11 protein-coding genes, 1 tRNA gene and 1 pseudogene are annotated in these 14,068 nt (G+C 68.4%); 7 read left to right on the forward strand and 6 right to left on the reverse strand.

Annotated features, from left to right (window positions below; translation table 11 throughout):
• Positions 1-201: pseudogene (locus HMPREF0975_RS15965) on the reverse strand (hypothetical protein); the annotation flags it as partial.
• 245 nt (positions 202-446) lie between these two features.
• On the opposite strand from HMPREF0975_RS15965, the gene HMPREF0975_RS01585 reads away from it, so the two are divergent.
• The 4 genes from HMPREF0975_RS01585 to HMPREF0975_RS01600 all read left to right on the forward strand — a co-directional run bounded on the left by HMPREF0975_RS01585 (position 447) and on the right by HMPREF0975_RS01600 (position 2,798).
• Positions 447-662, forward strand: a complete 216-nt coding sequence (locus tag HMPREF0975_RS01585; protein ID WP_009232349.1) for a DUF3107 domain-containing protein — start codon at positions 447-449, stop codon at positions 660-662.
• Between the two features lie 262 nt (positions 663-924).
• Positions 925-1,521 (forward strand): sugar O-acetyltransferase, encoded by a 597-nt coding sequence (locus HMPREF0975_RS01590; RefSeq protein ID WP_009232350.1) that lies wholly within the window; start codon positions 925-927, stop codon positions 1,519-1,521.
• 79 nt (positions 1,522-1,600) lie between these two features.
• A complete protein-coding gene (locus HMPREF0975_RS01595) occupies positions 1,601-2,032 on the forward strand; it encodes a hypothetical protein (RefSeq protein ID WP_049939313.1) in 432 nt (143 codons plus the stop codon).
• A 10-nt stretch (positions 2,033-2,042) separates the two neighbouring features.
• Positions 2,043-2,798 carry an NAD-dependent protein deacylase gene (locus tag HMPREF0975_RS01600; RefSeq protein WP_009232352.1) on the forward strand — a complete coding sequence of 252 codons (756 nt, stop codon included), beginning with the start codon at positions 2,043-2,045 and terminating at the stop codon, positions 2,796-2,798.
• Here HMPREF0975_RS01600 and ppk2 read toward each other — a convergent pair.
• The 3 genes from ppk2 to HMPREF0975_RS01615 form a co-directional block, all read right to left on the reverse strand.
• Complete coding sequence (gene ppk2, locus HMPREF0975_RS01605; protein ID WP_009232353.1) at positions 2,795-3,634, reverse strand: polyphosphate kinase 2; 840 nt, start codon at positions 3,632-3,634, stop codon at positions 2,795-2,797. The two genes, HMPREF0975_RS01600 and ppk2, sit on opposite strands and share 4 nt — an antisense overlap.
• A 138-nt stretch (positions 3,635-3,772) precedes the next feature.
• A tRNA-Met gene (locus tag HMPREF0975_RS01610) sits at positions 3,773-3,849 on the reverse strand.
• Between the two features lie 118 nt (positions 3,850-3,967).
• Positions 3,968-7,150: a UPF0182 family membrane protein gene (locus HMPREF0975_RS01615; protein ID WP_009232354.1), complete on the reverse strand. Its 3,183-nt coding sequence runs from the start codon at positions 7,148-7,150 to the stop codon at positions 3,968-3,970.
• 384 nt (positions 7,151-7,534) lie between these two features.
• Here HMPREF0975_RS01615 and HMPREF0975_RS01620 point away from each other — a divergent pair, with 384 nt between their 5' ends.
• Positions 7,535-8,044: a PPA1309 family protein gene (locus HMPREF0975_RS01620; RefSeq protein ID WP_156808144.1), complete on the forward strand. Its 510-nt coding sequence runs from the start codon at positions 7,535-7,537 to the stop codon at positions 8,042-8,044.
• A 61-nt stretch (positions 8,045-8,105) separates the two neighbouring features.
• On the opposite strand, the gene HMPREF0975_RS01625 is transcribed toward HMPREF0975_RS01620, so the two are convergent.
• Positions 8,106-9,650 (reverse strand): zinc-dependent metalloprotease, encoded by a 1,545-nt coding sequence (locus HMPREF0975_RS01625; RefSeq protein WP_009232356.1) that lies wholly within the window; start codon positions 9,648-9,650, stop codon positions 8,106-8,108.
• A gap of 214 nt (positions 9,651-9,864) precedes the next feature.
• Between HMPREF0975_RS01625 and HMPREF0975_RS01630 the strand changes: the two genes are divergently transcribed.
• Entirely contained in the window at positions 9,865-11,112 is a 1,248-nt protein-coding gene (locus HMPREF0975_RS01630; protein WP_009232357.1) for a YlbL family protein, read from the forward strand.
• Positions 11,113-11,260: 148 nt separating this feature from the next.
• Positions 11,261-12,241: a hypothetical protein gene (locus HMPREF0975_RS01635; protein WP_009232358.1), complete on the forward strand. Its 981-nt coding sequence runs from the start codon at positions 11,261-11,263 to the stop codon at positions 12,239-12,241.
• 40 nt (positions 12,242-12,281) lie between these two features.
• Here HMPREF0975_RS01635 and HMPREF0975_RS01640 read toward each other — a convergent pair.
• Positions 12,282-14,068, reverse strand: a 1,787-nt coding sequence (locus tag HMPREF0975_RS01640; RefSeq protein WP_083840666.1) for an ATP-dependent helicase, incomplete at its 5' end; no start/stop codon positions are given.

Genomic DNA, 14,068 nt, shown 5'->3' on the forward strand with positions numbered 1-14,068 from the left:
CAGGACGGCGTCCCGACCACCGGGGACCGTCTCGGCCAGCAGTCTCAGGGCCAGCGACGTCTTGCCGGTCCCCGGCGCGCCCAGGACGACGACGTTGGTGCCCTCGGCCACGCGATCCAGGACCCGCTGCCCATCGGCGTCGGCAGCGGGGAGCTCCGGTGCCTCGGGGGGCGGAAGGAGACGGACGGGGTCCTGGGACATGGGACCATCTCACCACGAGCAACTGAGATGAGCGTGCGTCGTTAAACGATCGTCACCGCCGATGAGGCCCTTCCCTCCTCGGAAGTCGGCGACTCGCATGTCCGCGTGACGCGAAACGGCGCGGTTCCCAGGGCGCTCGGGCGTCGGGCGCATCCTTGCGCCTCTAGGATCAGGTCAGGTTCGCGCCCCTCCCCGACGGGCGGCACGCCGCTCTATACGGCACACAGATGATGCGAAGGAGTCCCATGCAGGTCACGATCGGAATCAAGCACGCCAGCCGCGAGCTCTCGCTGGAGACCTCCGACTCGCAGGAGAAGGTGCTGGCCGCCGTGGCCGACGCCGAGACCAAGGCCGTCACCCTCACCGATGACAAGGGGCGCAAGGTCTTCGTCCCGGCCGGGTCTCTGGCGTACGTGGAGCTTGGCGAGGCCGAGCCCCGCCGGGTCGGCTTCGGTATCTGAGCCTCTTCTTCTGGGCGAGCGCGCAAAGAGCCCAGATCTGGCGGACCACAATCCAAACCATTCCGCCGTCGGTCTGGGCCCTTGCCGTTCTGCTCGGCGTCCTGCAAAGAGGCTGAGATCAACACCCCGGATATCCGGGAAATCGGGCGGTAGTAATCGCTCGATTTCTTACCCGGATCCCATGCCATCACCCACGAGACCGCATCGGGTCTAGTCTCTTTGAGACGATGAACCGACACAGCAGGAAATAGGACCGGTCAGCATGAACCTGACGGAGCAATTCGCTCATATGGCTACTGGCGCGATGTACGATGACCTGACACCCGAACTCATTGCAGCTCGGGTCGAAGCCGTCCAGGCCATTGATGTCTACAATCGCTCTTACGGTCGGCCCGCTGAGGAACGTGAGGCCTTGTTGCGTCGGATCGTGGGGTCGATGGGCCGCGAAGTGAACCTCGAGCCGACGTTCCGGTGCGAGTTCGGACGCAATATCCACCTCGGCTCCCATTTCTTTGCGAACTTCGACTGCGTCATGCTCGACGGCGCCCCCATCTCCATCGGAGACAATGTGCTTCTGGGCCCCAAGGTCGGCCTGTACACCTCCAACCATGCGCTGGATCCTCGTGAGCGCGCCGACGGCGCCTGCCGAGCTCGTCCGATCACGATTGGCGACGACGTCTGGATCGGTGGCAACGTCACGGTCCTCCCCGGCGTGGCCATTGGCTCGAGTAGTGTGGTCGGAGGAGGCAGCGTTGTTACCCGCAGCATTCCACCCGGTGTCATCGCTGCGGGCAACCCGGCTCGGGTGATTCGGGACGTGACCGAGGCCGATCGCACCAACTACCGGCCAATCCACTGAAACCTAACTCAACGCTGAGCTGTCTACCTACCCCTCGATTCTTCACGTTGTCAGGATGCGGACCGATACAGTCGCTCTCATGAGGTCACCCGTGATCGCGGCTGTGTGCGCCGCCTCCTTCCTCGCCAACGGTGTACTGCAGCTGTTACTGGCCCTGGGTCTTCCTCTGGGACGGTTCGTCCTGGGCGGGGCCTACACCGTCTCCCCTCCCATGCTCAGGCCGCTCAACCTGGCCTTCTTCCTGACCTGGTCAGCTTGCGCCCTGGCGTACCTCAGGTACGGCGGCCTGCTGCGCCGTCCTCTACGTGATCGCACCGCGCGCAGCATCGTGTACGTCTCGACCCTGTGGCTGCTTATCGCCTCGGTGTTCAATCTCTTCATCACCGCCAGCGCCTTCGAGCGCTATGCCACCGGGACGCTGTCGACTCTCACGTGCGCCTTGAGCCTGTACCTCGTCTGGCGTCGCGACGGGTTCCGCCTCCGCCCCTGCCAGGGCGGCTTCCGGCGTTAGGCTGGGGTGCATGGACCAACAGGACAGCCGATGGGGCCTGCTCGCCCAGTGGATCGCGGAATCCAAGCGCGTCGTCTTCTTCGGCGGCGCCGGGGTCTCCACGGAGTCCGGCATCCCGGACTTCCGGGGCGCTAAGGGCTTCTACCACCAGGACCGCGAGATCCCCCTGGAGCAGGTGCTCTCCATCGACTTCTTCACGGTGAACCCGCGGGCCTACTGGGAGTGGTTCGCCCAGGAGAACGCCCGCGAGGGAGTCGCCCCCAATGCCGCCCACAGATTCGTGGCCGACCTGGAGAGGGCCGGGAGGCTGTCGGCGGTGGTCACGCAGAACATCGACGGCCTCCACCAGCGAGCGGGCTCCGAGCGGGTCCTCGAGCTGCACGGCAACTGGTCGCGCCTGATCTGCACCGGCTGCGGCGAACGATTCTCGCTCTCCGACGTCGACGACGCCCGCTCCGGTGCGGTTCCCCGCTGCCGCGAATGCGACTCGGTGCTGCGGCCGGACATCGTGTTCTACGGCGAAATGCTGGACAGCGATGTCCTCGAGGGCGCCGTCCGGGCGATTTCGGAGGCGGACCTGCTCATCGTGGCGGGAACGAGCCTGGTCGTCTACCCGGCGGCGGGCCTCATCGACTACTACGCCGGTAAGCGCCTGGTCCTCATGAACGCGACTCCTACTCCCTACGACTCCCGCGCCGACCTCATCGTCCGCGAGCCGGTCGGCCAGGTCTTCCAGGAGCTGGAGCGCCTGGGGCGGCTTCCCTAACCGATCCCCTGGTCCTCGAGGTCCACGTAGCGCTCGGGTACCTCAGACTCACTGAGAGTGGCAGCGTAGTCGGGCACCTCGCTCTGGAGGGAACGATCCGTGCGGCGGTAGCCCGTTGACGGCAATGAGGCCTTCTTCGGGAACTTCATCTCTGGGCGTTCCACGTGCTGGTAGGGGATGGACTCCAGCAGGTGGTGGATCATATTGATGCGCGCCTTACGCTTGTCCGCGGACTCCACGACGTGCCAGCGGGCGGAGTCGATGTCGGTGTGGACGAACATCTCGTCCTTGGCGCGCGAGTAGTCCTCCCAGCGGGGCAGAGCCTCCAGGTCCGTGGGCGAGAGCTTCCATCGGCGCATGGGGTCGGTCATCCTCGATTTGAAGCGCTTGTACTGCTCCTTCTGGGGCACGGAGAACCAGTACTTGCGCAGCAGGATGCCGTCGTCGACGAGCATCCTCTCGAAGACCGGGCACTGCTGGAGGAAGCGCCGGTGCTCCTCCGGGGTGCAGTAGCCCATAACGTGCTCGACGCCGCCGCGGTTGTACCAGGAGCGGTCGAACAGGCAGATCTCACCAGCAGCGGGCAGGTGCGCGATGTAGCGCTGGAAGTACCACTGGGTGCGCTCGCGCTCGGTGGGCACGGGCAGCGCGACCACACGGGCGATGCGCGGGTTGAGGTACTCGGTGATGCGCTTGATCGCTCCGCCCTTGCCGGCCGCATCACGCCCCTCGAAGATGACGACGACGCGGGCTCCAGTGGCCCTGACCCACTCCTGCATCTCGACCAGCTCCGCCTGTAGCCTCAGCAGCTCGGCCTCGTACAGGGAACGGTCCATGGTGGGGTGCTTCTTCGCCATACTTGAGTTTCGCACAGATCCGCCGAGCGCGCAGACAACCCACAACCCCAACCGACAATCCTCCGCACAGACAGAGCAGAGGAGCCCGGTCCTGGGAAGGACTGGGCTCCTCTGGAGTGGTAGCGGGGACAGGATTCGAACCTGCGACCTCCGGGTTATGAGCCCGGCGAGCTACCGAACTGCTCCACCCCGCGTTGGCGAGACCAACCTTAGGCTCCGTCGCGCCCTCAGGGCAAATAGCGAGGACGTGCCCTTGCTCACCGCCCGGTGAGGCGGGTGGCAGGGCACGTCCTCATGTTGCAGGCAGTGCGCTCAGCCCATCTTCTGCTGTGCGACGGCGGCCCGGTTGACGGCGTCGCTGAGGCGCTTCTGCGCCTCACCGTAGGCGGCCCAGTCGCCCTTGCTCCTGGCGTTGTCCGAATCGGTCATCGCGGCCTGGGCGTCCGACAGGGCCTGACTGAGTTCCGCCTTCGGATCCGAGGCTCCGGAGGCCGACGGGTCCGCGGACTGGGACGCCGGTGCGCTTGCGGAGGCCGTGGTCTCGGCGCTGGGGGCCGGCGAGGCCGCTCCCCCGCCCGCCGTCGGATTGTTGCCATCGGTGGACTCATTGGTGTCATTGGCGGCGCCGGCATCCCCGTTAACGGCCTGCTCCCCCGTCGTCGCCCCGGAATTGCCGCCGAAGACCTGGTCGAGCGCCTCGGAGAGGGTATCCGCGAAGCCGACGTTGTCTCCGAAGGAGACCAGCACCTTGCGCAGTAGCGGGTATTGCGTACCGGATGAGGACTGGACGTAGACCGGCTGGACGTAGAGCAGGCCGCCTCCCACGGGCAGCGTCAGCAGGTTGCCCTTGATGACCTGGGAGCCCTGCTGGGAGAGCAGGTTCAGGGTCGTGGAGGCCGTCGGGTTGGAGTCGAAGATGTTCTGGACCTGGCCCGGCCCGGAGACGTTCGATGACCTCGGCAGCTCCAGGAGTCTCAGTTTGCCGTAGCTGGGACTGCGCTCGCCCTTCTTCCCGGTTCCGGGAGACGTCTCGGAGTCCACCGCGAGGAAGCCGGTGAGCACGTTGCGGTTGGTGTTTCCGCCGATGATGTAGACGCTGGACAGGGAGAAGGTCGCCTGATCCTGGCCCGGCATCTTGAGGGTCAGGTAGTAGGGGGCCTGCTGGTCCTGGTTGGTCGTGGTCGGGTCATCTGGGATCTTCCAGAAGTCACCACCGGAGTAGAACTCCGCGGCATCGTTGACGTGATAGCTCGCCATCATCGTGCGCTGGACGTTGAACAGGTCCTCCGGGTAGCGCATGTGCGCGATGAGGTCGGCGCTCATCTGACTCATGGGCGTGACCGAGCCGGGGAAGACCTTCTCCCAGGCCTTGAGGATCGGGTCCTTGTCGTCCCACTGGTAGAGCTTGACCGATCCGTCGTAGGCGTCGACGACGGCCTTGACGGAGTTGCGCACGTAGTTGGACTCCTCCGGCGCCCCGAGCAGTCCGCCCTGGCCGTTGGCGGTGGCCGAGGCCTTGGCCAGCGACTCGTGCTGGGAGTAGGGATAGTTGTTCGTGGTGGTGTAGCCGTCGAGGATCCACATCACCCGCTTGGGCGTGGCCGGGTTGTCATCATGGTCGACGACGGCCGGGTAGGGGCTGTTGTCCAGAGTCAGCCAGGGGGCCACCTTGGAGACGCGCGTGGCCGGGTTCCGGTCGTAGAGGATCTGGGAGCCCTCGCGCACCTCCTGGGAGAAGAGGATGTTGGCCTCCTGGAACTTGGCGGCGTAGAGCAGCCGGTTGAGCGGGTTCGATACGCTCGGCCCACCGTTGCCGGAGAAGGTGGTGTTGACCTGGCCGGTCTTGGACTCGTCATCGGGGTAGTCCAGCTCGCGCGGCGAGCCGTTATCCTTGCCGCCGACGATGGAGTACGACGGCAAGGACTGACCGAAGTAGATCCGGGGCTCGTACTCGCCCAGGTCCCCCTTGGACGGGATACCGCCTTCCCAGAAGGAGGGGTAGCCGCCGGAGGCCACCGTGTTGCCGTAGGCGTTCACCACGCCGTAGCCGTGGGTGTACACCGTGTGCTCGTTGACCCAGGTCTGCTGCCCCTCACCGAGGCCGGACAGGTTCAGCTCCCGCACGGCGATGACCGTATCCCGGCTGGTGGAGTCCAACTTGTAGCGGTCCACGTTGAGGCGGTTCGCAAACGAGTAGTACTGCTTGTTCTGCTGGAGCTGCTGGAAGGTCGGTGAGACCAGGCCCGGGTCGAGCAGACGGATCGAGGCGGTGGATTCCGCGTCCTTCTCCAGCTGTCCGGCCGTCGCCGTCGTCGTGGCGTCGTAGTTGGTGGTCTCCACGTTCTCCAGGCCGTAGGCGGCCTTGGTGGCGTTGATGTTGCGCTGGATGTACTCCGCCTCCTGGCGCTGGGCGTTGGGGTCGACGACGAAGTTCTGGATCACCAGCGGGTAGGCGGTGCCCACCACCAGCGAGGAGACGATCATGACGACCACACCGATGATCGGCAGGCGCCAGGAGCTGGAGCGCACCGAGGCGATGAAGAGGATCGCCACTGCCAACGCGATCGCCGCGAGGATGGCGTTGGCGGGGATGACCGCGTTGACGTCGGTGTAGTTGGCGCCGTCGAACTTGGAGTTGGAGGCGTACAGGGCGCTGTAGCGCCCCAGCCAGTAGCCCACCGCCCGGATGACAGCGTACAGCGCCAGGAAGACGGCCAGGTGGATGCGGGCCGCCTTGGTGAAGTGGGGCCTGCGCACCACGGAGATGCCGCCGTACAGGTAGTGGACGACGACGGAGGCCACCCCGGAGAACAGGACGACGCCCGACAGGAAGGAGAGGAGTATCAGCACGGCGGGCAGAATGAAGACGTAGAAGGAGACGTCGATACCGAACTGGGGATCCTTGACGCCGAAGGACTGCGCATTGAAGGCCAGGAGAACCTCGCGCCAGCTGGGGGCCAGCTCCCAGGCCGAGCCGAACAGAGCCAGCACAGCGGGCACCGCCCAAGTCAGGCGCCGTCGCAGGGGCTCGATGACCGTGCGGTAAGCCTCCAGGTTACGGGTGGCCTCGTCGTCGGGCACCCCGATCTCCCGGGCCCGGTAGGCCGCCGTCATCGAGACGAAGACGGCTCCGAACATGACGGCGAACCCCACCAGGAACAGGACAATGAGAGCAATCCACTGCGTCCACAACACGCGGGCGTAGCCGATCTGGCTGTACCAGAGGACCTCGGTCCACACCTGCGACATGATGCCGATGATGACGGCGATCGCGGCGATGATCGAGATGGTCAGCGCCAGGGGCCCGGGACGACGCCGCGCGGTCCTGCTGCGCGGTGCGCGCGGAGGGCGGATCCCGCCTCTACCGAAGCGCCCCAAGCCGAACAGCCCTGTCCTGTCACTGGAGGATTTCTTCTGCCGGGACGAGCCGGAAGACGTGCTCGAGGACTCGTCGGAGGAAGAGTCCCGGGACTCGTCATCGGGCGTGGTACTCACGATCCTGCTCCCTGTCTGACGTACGTTGTTACGCTGCCCCGCGCATGGTCCAGCGCGGCGCCATCGGCCGGAAGGGCCGCTCGGGCCATCGTCCCACACACCATCGACGCGTCCATAAACCTTCTTCGGGGCGAGAAGGCGAGAAGCCGACTTCCGGCCGGCCGCAGCGCGAAAGCCGTGCACACGGGGCCGTGTCATTCGATCCGTCAGAGGCGCCGGTGAGACGATGGCCCCGTGATTGACGATACGCCCACCCCGCCGCCCGACCCCGATTCCGTCTCGCGTCGAGCCGTTTCCGAGCCCTCCCCCGCTTCGGCTCCCGGGACCTCTGCGGCCAATGGGGTTCGGTCCGCCTCTCCCCGGAGTCGGGCCCTCGCCCGTGCGGTGGCGGAGACCGAGGTCCACGTGGCGGCCTTCGGCTGGGACCAGCCGGTGCGCGTCTTCGCCCTGGCGCGCACCGCCGAGGCCCTTCGGACCGACCCGGACCTGGCCGAGTTCCTGGACGCCTCCGCCGTGGAGGAAGCGCGCACCGACCTCGAGCTGCTCACGGTTGTGGAGCAGGAGGGCCTGCCGGCCGCCGCGGACCTGGAGCATCTGCTGGCCCAGTTGGCCTGGCCCGAATCCGTCCACGGAGCGGCCATCAGCGTCGAGCGCCTGGTCCTGCCCCCTGCGGCGCAGGAGGAGGCCGACGCCATCACCGACGCCACCGAGCGCCTCGCCTTCCTCCAGGCGCGCCCCGACCGTGAGGACATCCGCATGGTGGTGGGGGTCCTGCGCAGCGGCGAGTCCTGGTGCGCGCTGCGCTCACGCGCCCATGACGACGACGCCTCCGTCTACCAGGGCGAGCAGCTGGTACCGGGGCTGGTCGAAGCGCTGGCGACGACCTTCCTGTAGACCCCGACCTGTAGGCCCCGATCTCGGGAGGGCGGGCGCCATCGCGCGACCCTTCCCGCTCTCAGTCCGTTTCCGGGCGGTCCGAGTCCGCGCCGTCGGGCCAATCATCGTCGGCGCTGTCAGAGGCTGCGGATTCGTTCAGCTCCTGCGAGGTCTCGGCGGAGGACGGGGAGATCCGGTCCCCGAGCCCCTCGGGGCTGTTCTCGTCCGCCTCCTTGGCGCCCTCGGCGTATCCGAGGGTGCCGTCCAGGAGGGAGGCCAGGTCGGCGTCGATCTCGGCGTCGATGTCCTGGGCCATGCGCCGCATGGTGAGGAAGTCCCTGGGGTTGGCGAGCTCGGAAGCGGTGGGCATGACGTCGGGGTGGTTCCAGAAGGCATCGCGCTCGACGTCGCCGGCCTGGGCGCCCAGGTGCGACCACAGCTCGGCGGCCTCCCGGGCCCGGCGGGGGCGGAAGGTCAGCCCGATGAGGCGGGCGAAGACCTGTTCGGCGGCCCCGCCCTGGGCCCGGCGCCGGCGCATCATCTCGGCCAGCGCCATGAGGTGGGGCAGATGGGGTGAGGCGGCACGGGCGGTGACCACCTCGACCCAGCCCTCGACCAGGGCCAGCAGCGTCTCCAGGTTCTCAAGGGCCTCCCGCTGGGCCTGTGTCTCCTGGGGTGCGAACAGTCCACTCTCGAGAGCCTCACGCAGTGCGTCGGGGTCGTTGGGATCCACCTGGGCCACCGCCGACTCCAGGGTTTCGGTATCGATGCGGATCTCCCGGGCGTAGGCGGCCACGGCCTGGAGCACCTGCCCGCGCAGCCACGGCACATGGGCGTAGAGACGGGCGGTGGCGGCCTCGCGCACCGCCAGGAACATGCGGGCCTCGTCCTCATCGACCTCCAGGCCCTCGGCGAAGGCGGACACGTTGGCGGGAATCAGCGCGGTGCCCGGTTCGCGGGTCAGCGGCAGACCGGTGTCCGTCGCCCCCAGAGCCTCCTTGGCCAGCTCTCCGATGGCCTGGCCGATCTGGAGTCCGAAGGCCGTGCCCGCCATGGTCCGCATGATGGATCCGAGCGCCCCCATCTGCTGGGCGGCCTGCTCCATCTCGGCGGGCATCTCACGGATCTGCTTCTCCAGGGTGCGGGCCAGGGCGGCGGTGACGGCCTCGGCCACGGGGGCGCACACGTCCTTCCACACCGGCAGGGTGCGCTCGACCCAGGTGCTGCGGCTCCAGGCCTCCCGCTGCCCGGGGGCGGGCATGAGCTCGGTGGCGGTGTCGAGCCACAGGTCGGCCACCTGAAGGGCCTGGCGCGTGGAGTCGGCGACCGTGGCGGTCACCGTGGGGTCGCCGTCGCCGCGCGCCTGCCGGAGGGCCAGTTCCTGACCCATCTGCCAGTTGACCGGCTCGGTGGTGGAGGCGGAGAACATCTGCTGGAACTGGGCGCGCATGGCCAGCAGCTGGCCGGGGCTGAGCTGGGAGATGTCCCCCACGCCCGGCATCTGGGCGATAGCGCTTGGATCCACCCCGGATGAACGCAGAGCCCCGACGGCGTCGGATGCCATCTGCTCGCCGAAAAGTGATGCGAGCATCTTCTCGAGCTCGTCGAAGGCGTCCTCGCTCACGGGCTTTCCTCTCGCCGGGTGGTGCTGGAACAACATTATCTGGACATCGTCACTAACGGCCTTATGGTCGCACCCATTCCTGTACAGGGGCCATGCTCCGTTCGCCGACGGCGTGCCAGATGCCTCTCCGATCCGCGCTCCCGCCCTGCCGTGTTGTCATCGTGTCGACTTCGTGCCAAGTTCGTATCGATAATCGTCTGTCTTCCCATGGAAGATGTCGCATGATGAGCGCGTGACGCACCCAGACCAGCACAGCGCCGCCGACGCGGCCGACTCGACCGGTTCCGACCTTCCCCAGCCGCCCCGGGAGAATGACGAGGACAGAATCGACCGGGTCGACCTGCCGCAGGAGCTCGACGAAGACCTTCCCGAGCCGGACTGGCACCGGCGCAGGCTGCGGCGCGCCGTGGCCGCAGGAGCGTTCGTCCTGGCTGTCGCCCTGGTCGTCGCCATTTTCATGGTGCCGCTTAACGTGGTCATCGAGGCCCCCGGCCCCACCTGGAACGTGCTGGACAACGGCTCGTCGTCGGACCAGGACGTGCTGAAGGTCACGGGCACTGAGACCTATCCGACCGAAGGCGCCCTACGGATGACGACCGTCTCCGTGTCGGGCTGCCCCGGATACCCGGTGACGACCGCGGACCTCATCGCCGCATGGTTCTCATCGGACAAGCGGATCGTGGACCGCAACGAGGTCTGCCCCCGGGACCAGAGCGCCGAGCAGGTCGAGGAGACCGGCAAGGCCCAGATGACCGCCTCGCAGGACTCGGCCGTCATCGCCGCACTCATCGAGACCGGCCTGGCCACGTCCATGCGCCTGACCGTCACCGAAGTGACCAAGCAGCAGACCTCCACCGAGGTCCAGGCCGACGACGTCCTGGAGTCCATCACGCCCGAGGGCGGCGAGACGACCGCCATCTCCTCCTTCTCCCAGCTTCGCGAGCTGATGACCACCATCCCCGAGGGGACGAGGGTCTCGCTCGGCGTGCGCCGCGGCGAGCAGCAGGTCTCCGCCGCGCTCACCACGATCGCCCCGCAGGAGGGGACCACCGGCTCGCTGCTGGGGCTGAACCTCAAGATCTCGGTGGACAGCCCGGTGGAAGCCACCTTCGGCCTGTCCGACGTCGGCGGGCCCAGTGCCGGAATGATGTTCGCCCTGGGGGTCGTCGACGAGATCACCCCCGGTTCCCTGACCGGTGGCAAGGACATCGCGGGGACCGGGACGATCGATATGGATGGGCAGGTCGGCCCCATCGGCGGTATCCAGCAGAAGATGGCGGGGGCCCGCAACTCCGGCTCGAAGTTCTTCCTGGCGCCAGCGAGCAACTGCGACGAGGTCAAGGACCATGAGCCCGAGGGGATGCAGGTCTTCGCCGTGAGCACCCTGCATGAGGCGGTCACCGCTACCGAGGCGATCGCCTCGGGCAACACCTCCGGCCTGACCACCTGCTCCGCCCGCTGAGCGCCCGGCAGAGTTATCCACAGGCCCGTGGTCGCCTCTGGCCGCCTCGAACTGGCTCGTGCCATTCTCGGATCGGGTCTCAACGCGGTAGTCGGGACCGAGGGTTCCCACGTCCTGGCGAGGACGCCGGGAGGCTTGAGGAGGCACGATGCGTATTCGAGGCGGGTGCGCCATCCTGTGGCGCCAGCAGGGAGTCAGCCAGATCGGCACGAGCCCCGCGCGGCGCACCATTGTCGGCGATCTGAGCCCGGCCGAGCAGCGGCTGCTGGACGAGTTCGCCCGCTCCCTGGAGTCCAGTGGCGTCTACCGGGCCGCCAGGCGCAGCCGGGTGCCCATGACGCGGGCACGCCAGATCGTGGAGGAGCTGGAGAGGCAGGGCGCCCTGGTCTCCTCGGCGACCAGCGAGCTCGGCGGGGCCGACGGCGTCTACTGGGACCGGCTGGGCGCCGATGCCAAGCGCCGTGGAGCGGCCTTATCCCAAGCGGTCCTAGCGCTTCACGGCGTCAGCGCCCTGGCCCAGGAGGCCGCCCTGTGGCTGGCGGAGGCCGGGGTGGGCACGATCCTGTCCACGCGAGCCCCCAAGGACGGCGGTCTGGAGCCGCTTTTGTCGGCGCGCTTCCCCGCCCTGAGGACGCGGGCTCCGCTACGCACTCGACCCGATGTCATGGTGACGGTGGATGCGCATGTAGTGGAGCCACTGCTGGCCCGCAGGCTCGCCCAGGAGGGCATCATCCATCTGCCGGTCGTCGTCGGTGAGGCAGGGGTTCGCGTCGGCCCGGTCCTGGGTAGCGGCGGCCCGTGCTCGACCTGCCTGGAATTGTGGGAGCGGGACGCCGATCCGTGCTGGCCGGCACTGGCCACGCAGATGCGCACCCTGCCGATGCCCGACGTCGAGCGCCTGGTCCTGCACGAGTCGGCGGCGCTGGCGGCTCGGGCCGTCGTCGACACGCTCCTGGGTCAGGCGCCTCCCGTCGAGGATGCTGCGGGCGGTTGCAGCGGAACCGGCGATCCGACCGGAGGCTCCGCCCTCTGGTGGGCCACGCACTCGGTCGAGGTCGACGGCCGGGATCCCCTGGGGCGGCGCCAGGCCTGGCAGCGCCATCCCGAGTGCCTGTGCTCGCAGCTGTGAGCGATGCCCGAGCGCCGTCGCCCGCGAGGGCATGCGCTGTTCAGCCGCCGGCCTCGAAGTCCCGCAGGAGGGCGAGTACCTGGCCGCCGTACTCTTGGAGCTTGTTGGCGCCCACGCCGTGGATGAGGGAGAGCTGGGGCAGGCTGGTGGGCTTGACGACGGCGATGTCCCGCAGGGTGGCATCGGCGAAGACCGTGTAGGCGGGCCTGGAGCGCTCCTTGGCGATCTGGGAGCGCCAGGCCCGCAGTTCCTCGAACAGGGCGATAGTGCGCGGGTCGTTGTTGGCCTCGAAGTCGGCGGCGGACTGCCGGGAGCGCTCCCTGGCGGACTGGCGGCTCTGCCGCCGGGAGGCGTCTCGGGATCCGTGGGCGTTGGGCCACAGGCCGTCCAGGAAGCGGGAGGCCTTTCGGGAGGCTCGGCCTCCGGCGTTGCGGGCTCGGGCGTAGGAGATGATGAGGTGCTCGCGCGCACGGGTGACGCCCACGTAGAGCAGGCGCCGTTCCTCCTCGATGGCGGTGTGCCCCTCGGCCAGGGAGATCGGCAGCAGGCCCTCACAGGCGCCCACGAGGATGACGGCGTCCCACTCCAGGCCCTTGGCGGCGTGCAGAGAGGACAGGGTGACGCCCTCGACGGTGGGGGCGTTCTGGGCATCGGCGCGCTCGCGCAGCTCGGTGTGGAAGGCGTCGAGGTCGGCGCCTCGGGTCTGGGCCATCTCGTCGGCCAGGGCCACCAGGGCGTTGAGGGCGTCCCAGCGCTCGCGCACGGCTCCGCGGGGGGCGGGCGGCTCCTCGCTCCACCCCTCGCGAGACAGGACGGTGCGCGCATCCTGGCCGAGGTCTCCGGTCAGGGTGGCCTTCTCGGTGCGGGCGGCCCCCAGGATGACGGCCATGGCGCGCTTGACCTCCTCGCGCTCGAAGAAGCGCTCGCCGCCGCGCACGAGATAGCCGATCTGGGCTCCGGCCAGGGCCTGCTCGAAAGCCTCGGACTGGGAGTTGGTGCGGTACAGGATCGCGATCTCGCTCAGGGGGACCCCGGTGGCCTGCAGGCGGCGCACCTGGGCGACGGCGCCCTCGGCCTCGGCGAGGTCGTCGTCGTAGGTCTTGAAGCGCACGGCGGGGCCACTGGGCCGCTGGGCGACCAGTTCGACGGCGCCGGCGGGAAGGCGCGGGCCATCTCCCCCGCGCCGCGAGCGCGCGAGGACCTGGTTGGCCAGGGAGACGACCTGCGGGGTGGAGCGGTAGTCGCGGCTCAGGCGCACGGTGCGGGCGTCCTCGTAGCGGGTGGTGAAGCCGGTCAGGAACGCGGGGGTGGCCCCGGTGAAGGAGTAGATGGTTTGGGAGACGTCGCCGACGACGCACAGCTGGCGGCGCCTGCCCAGCCACAGGTCCAGCAGGCGCTGCTGGAGCGGGGAGACGTCCTGGTACTCGTCGACGACGAAGTGCTTGTACTGGCCGCGCACCTGGGAGGCGATGTCCTCGCGGTCCAGGAGTATGCCGATGGTCAGCAGGAGCACGTCCTCGAAGTCGATGACGCCGCGCTCGCTCTTGGCCTCCTCGTAGAGGGCCAGGACCTGGGCGACCGTGGCGGCCTCCTGCCCGGCCACGTCGGTGCGGCCGGCGGCGATGGCGGCCTGGGCGTAGTCCTCGGGCAGGGTCATGGTGACCTTGGCCCACTCGACCTCGGCGGCCAGGTCCCGCACGGTGGCCCGGTCGGTGGGCAGGCTCAAGCGCCGGGCGGCGGCGCCGACCAGGGGCGCCTTGTGGGCCTGGATGTCGGGGCGGCGCCCGCCGATGGCGGTGGGCCAGAAGTAGGTGAGCTGGCGCAGGG

Source organism: Actinomyces sp. oral taxon 849 str. F0330, from assembly GCF_000239715.1.
Lineage (GTDB): Bacteria > Actinomycetota > Actinomycetes > Actinomycetales > Actinomycetaceae > Actinomyces > Actinomyces johnsonii.

What these genes read in the sequence shown, in the direction of transcription:
- HMPREF0975_RS01590 (WP_009232350.1), top strand. Translation starts at nt 925, where the DNA reads ATGAACCTGACGGAGCAATTCGCTCATATGGCTACTGGCGCGATGTAC.
- ppk2 (WP_009232353.1), bottom strand. Translation starts at nt 3,634, where the DNA reads ATGGACCGTTCCCTGTACGAGGCCGAGCTGCTGAGGCTACAGGCGGAG.
- HMPREF0975_RS01600 (WP_009232352.1), top strand. Translation starts at nt 2,043, where the DNA reads ATGGACCAACAGGACAGCCGATGGGGCCTGCTCGCCCAGTGGATCGCG.
- HMPREF0975_RS01585 (WP_009232349.1), top strand. Translation starts at nt 447, where the DNA reads ATGCAGGTCACGATCGGAATCAAGCACGCCAGCCGCGAGCTCTCGCTG.
- HMPREF0975_RS01635 (WP_009232358.1), top strand. Translation starts at nt 11,261, where the DNA reads ATGCGTATTCGAGGCGGGTGCGCCATCCTGTGGCGCCAGCAGGGAGTC.
- HMPREF0975_RS01595 (WP_049939313.1), top strand. Translation starts at nt 1,601, where the DNA reads ATGAGGTCACCCGTGATCGCGGCTGTGTGCGCCGCCTCCTTCCTCGCC.
- HMPREF0975_RS01630 (WP_009232357.1), top strand. Translation starts at nt 9,865, where the DNA reads ATGTCGCATGATGAGCGCGTGACGCACCCAGACCAGCACAGCGCCGCC.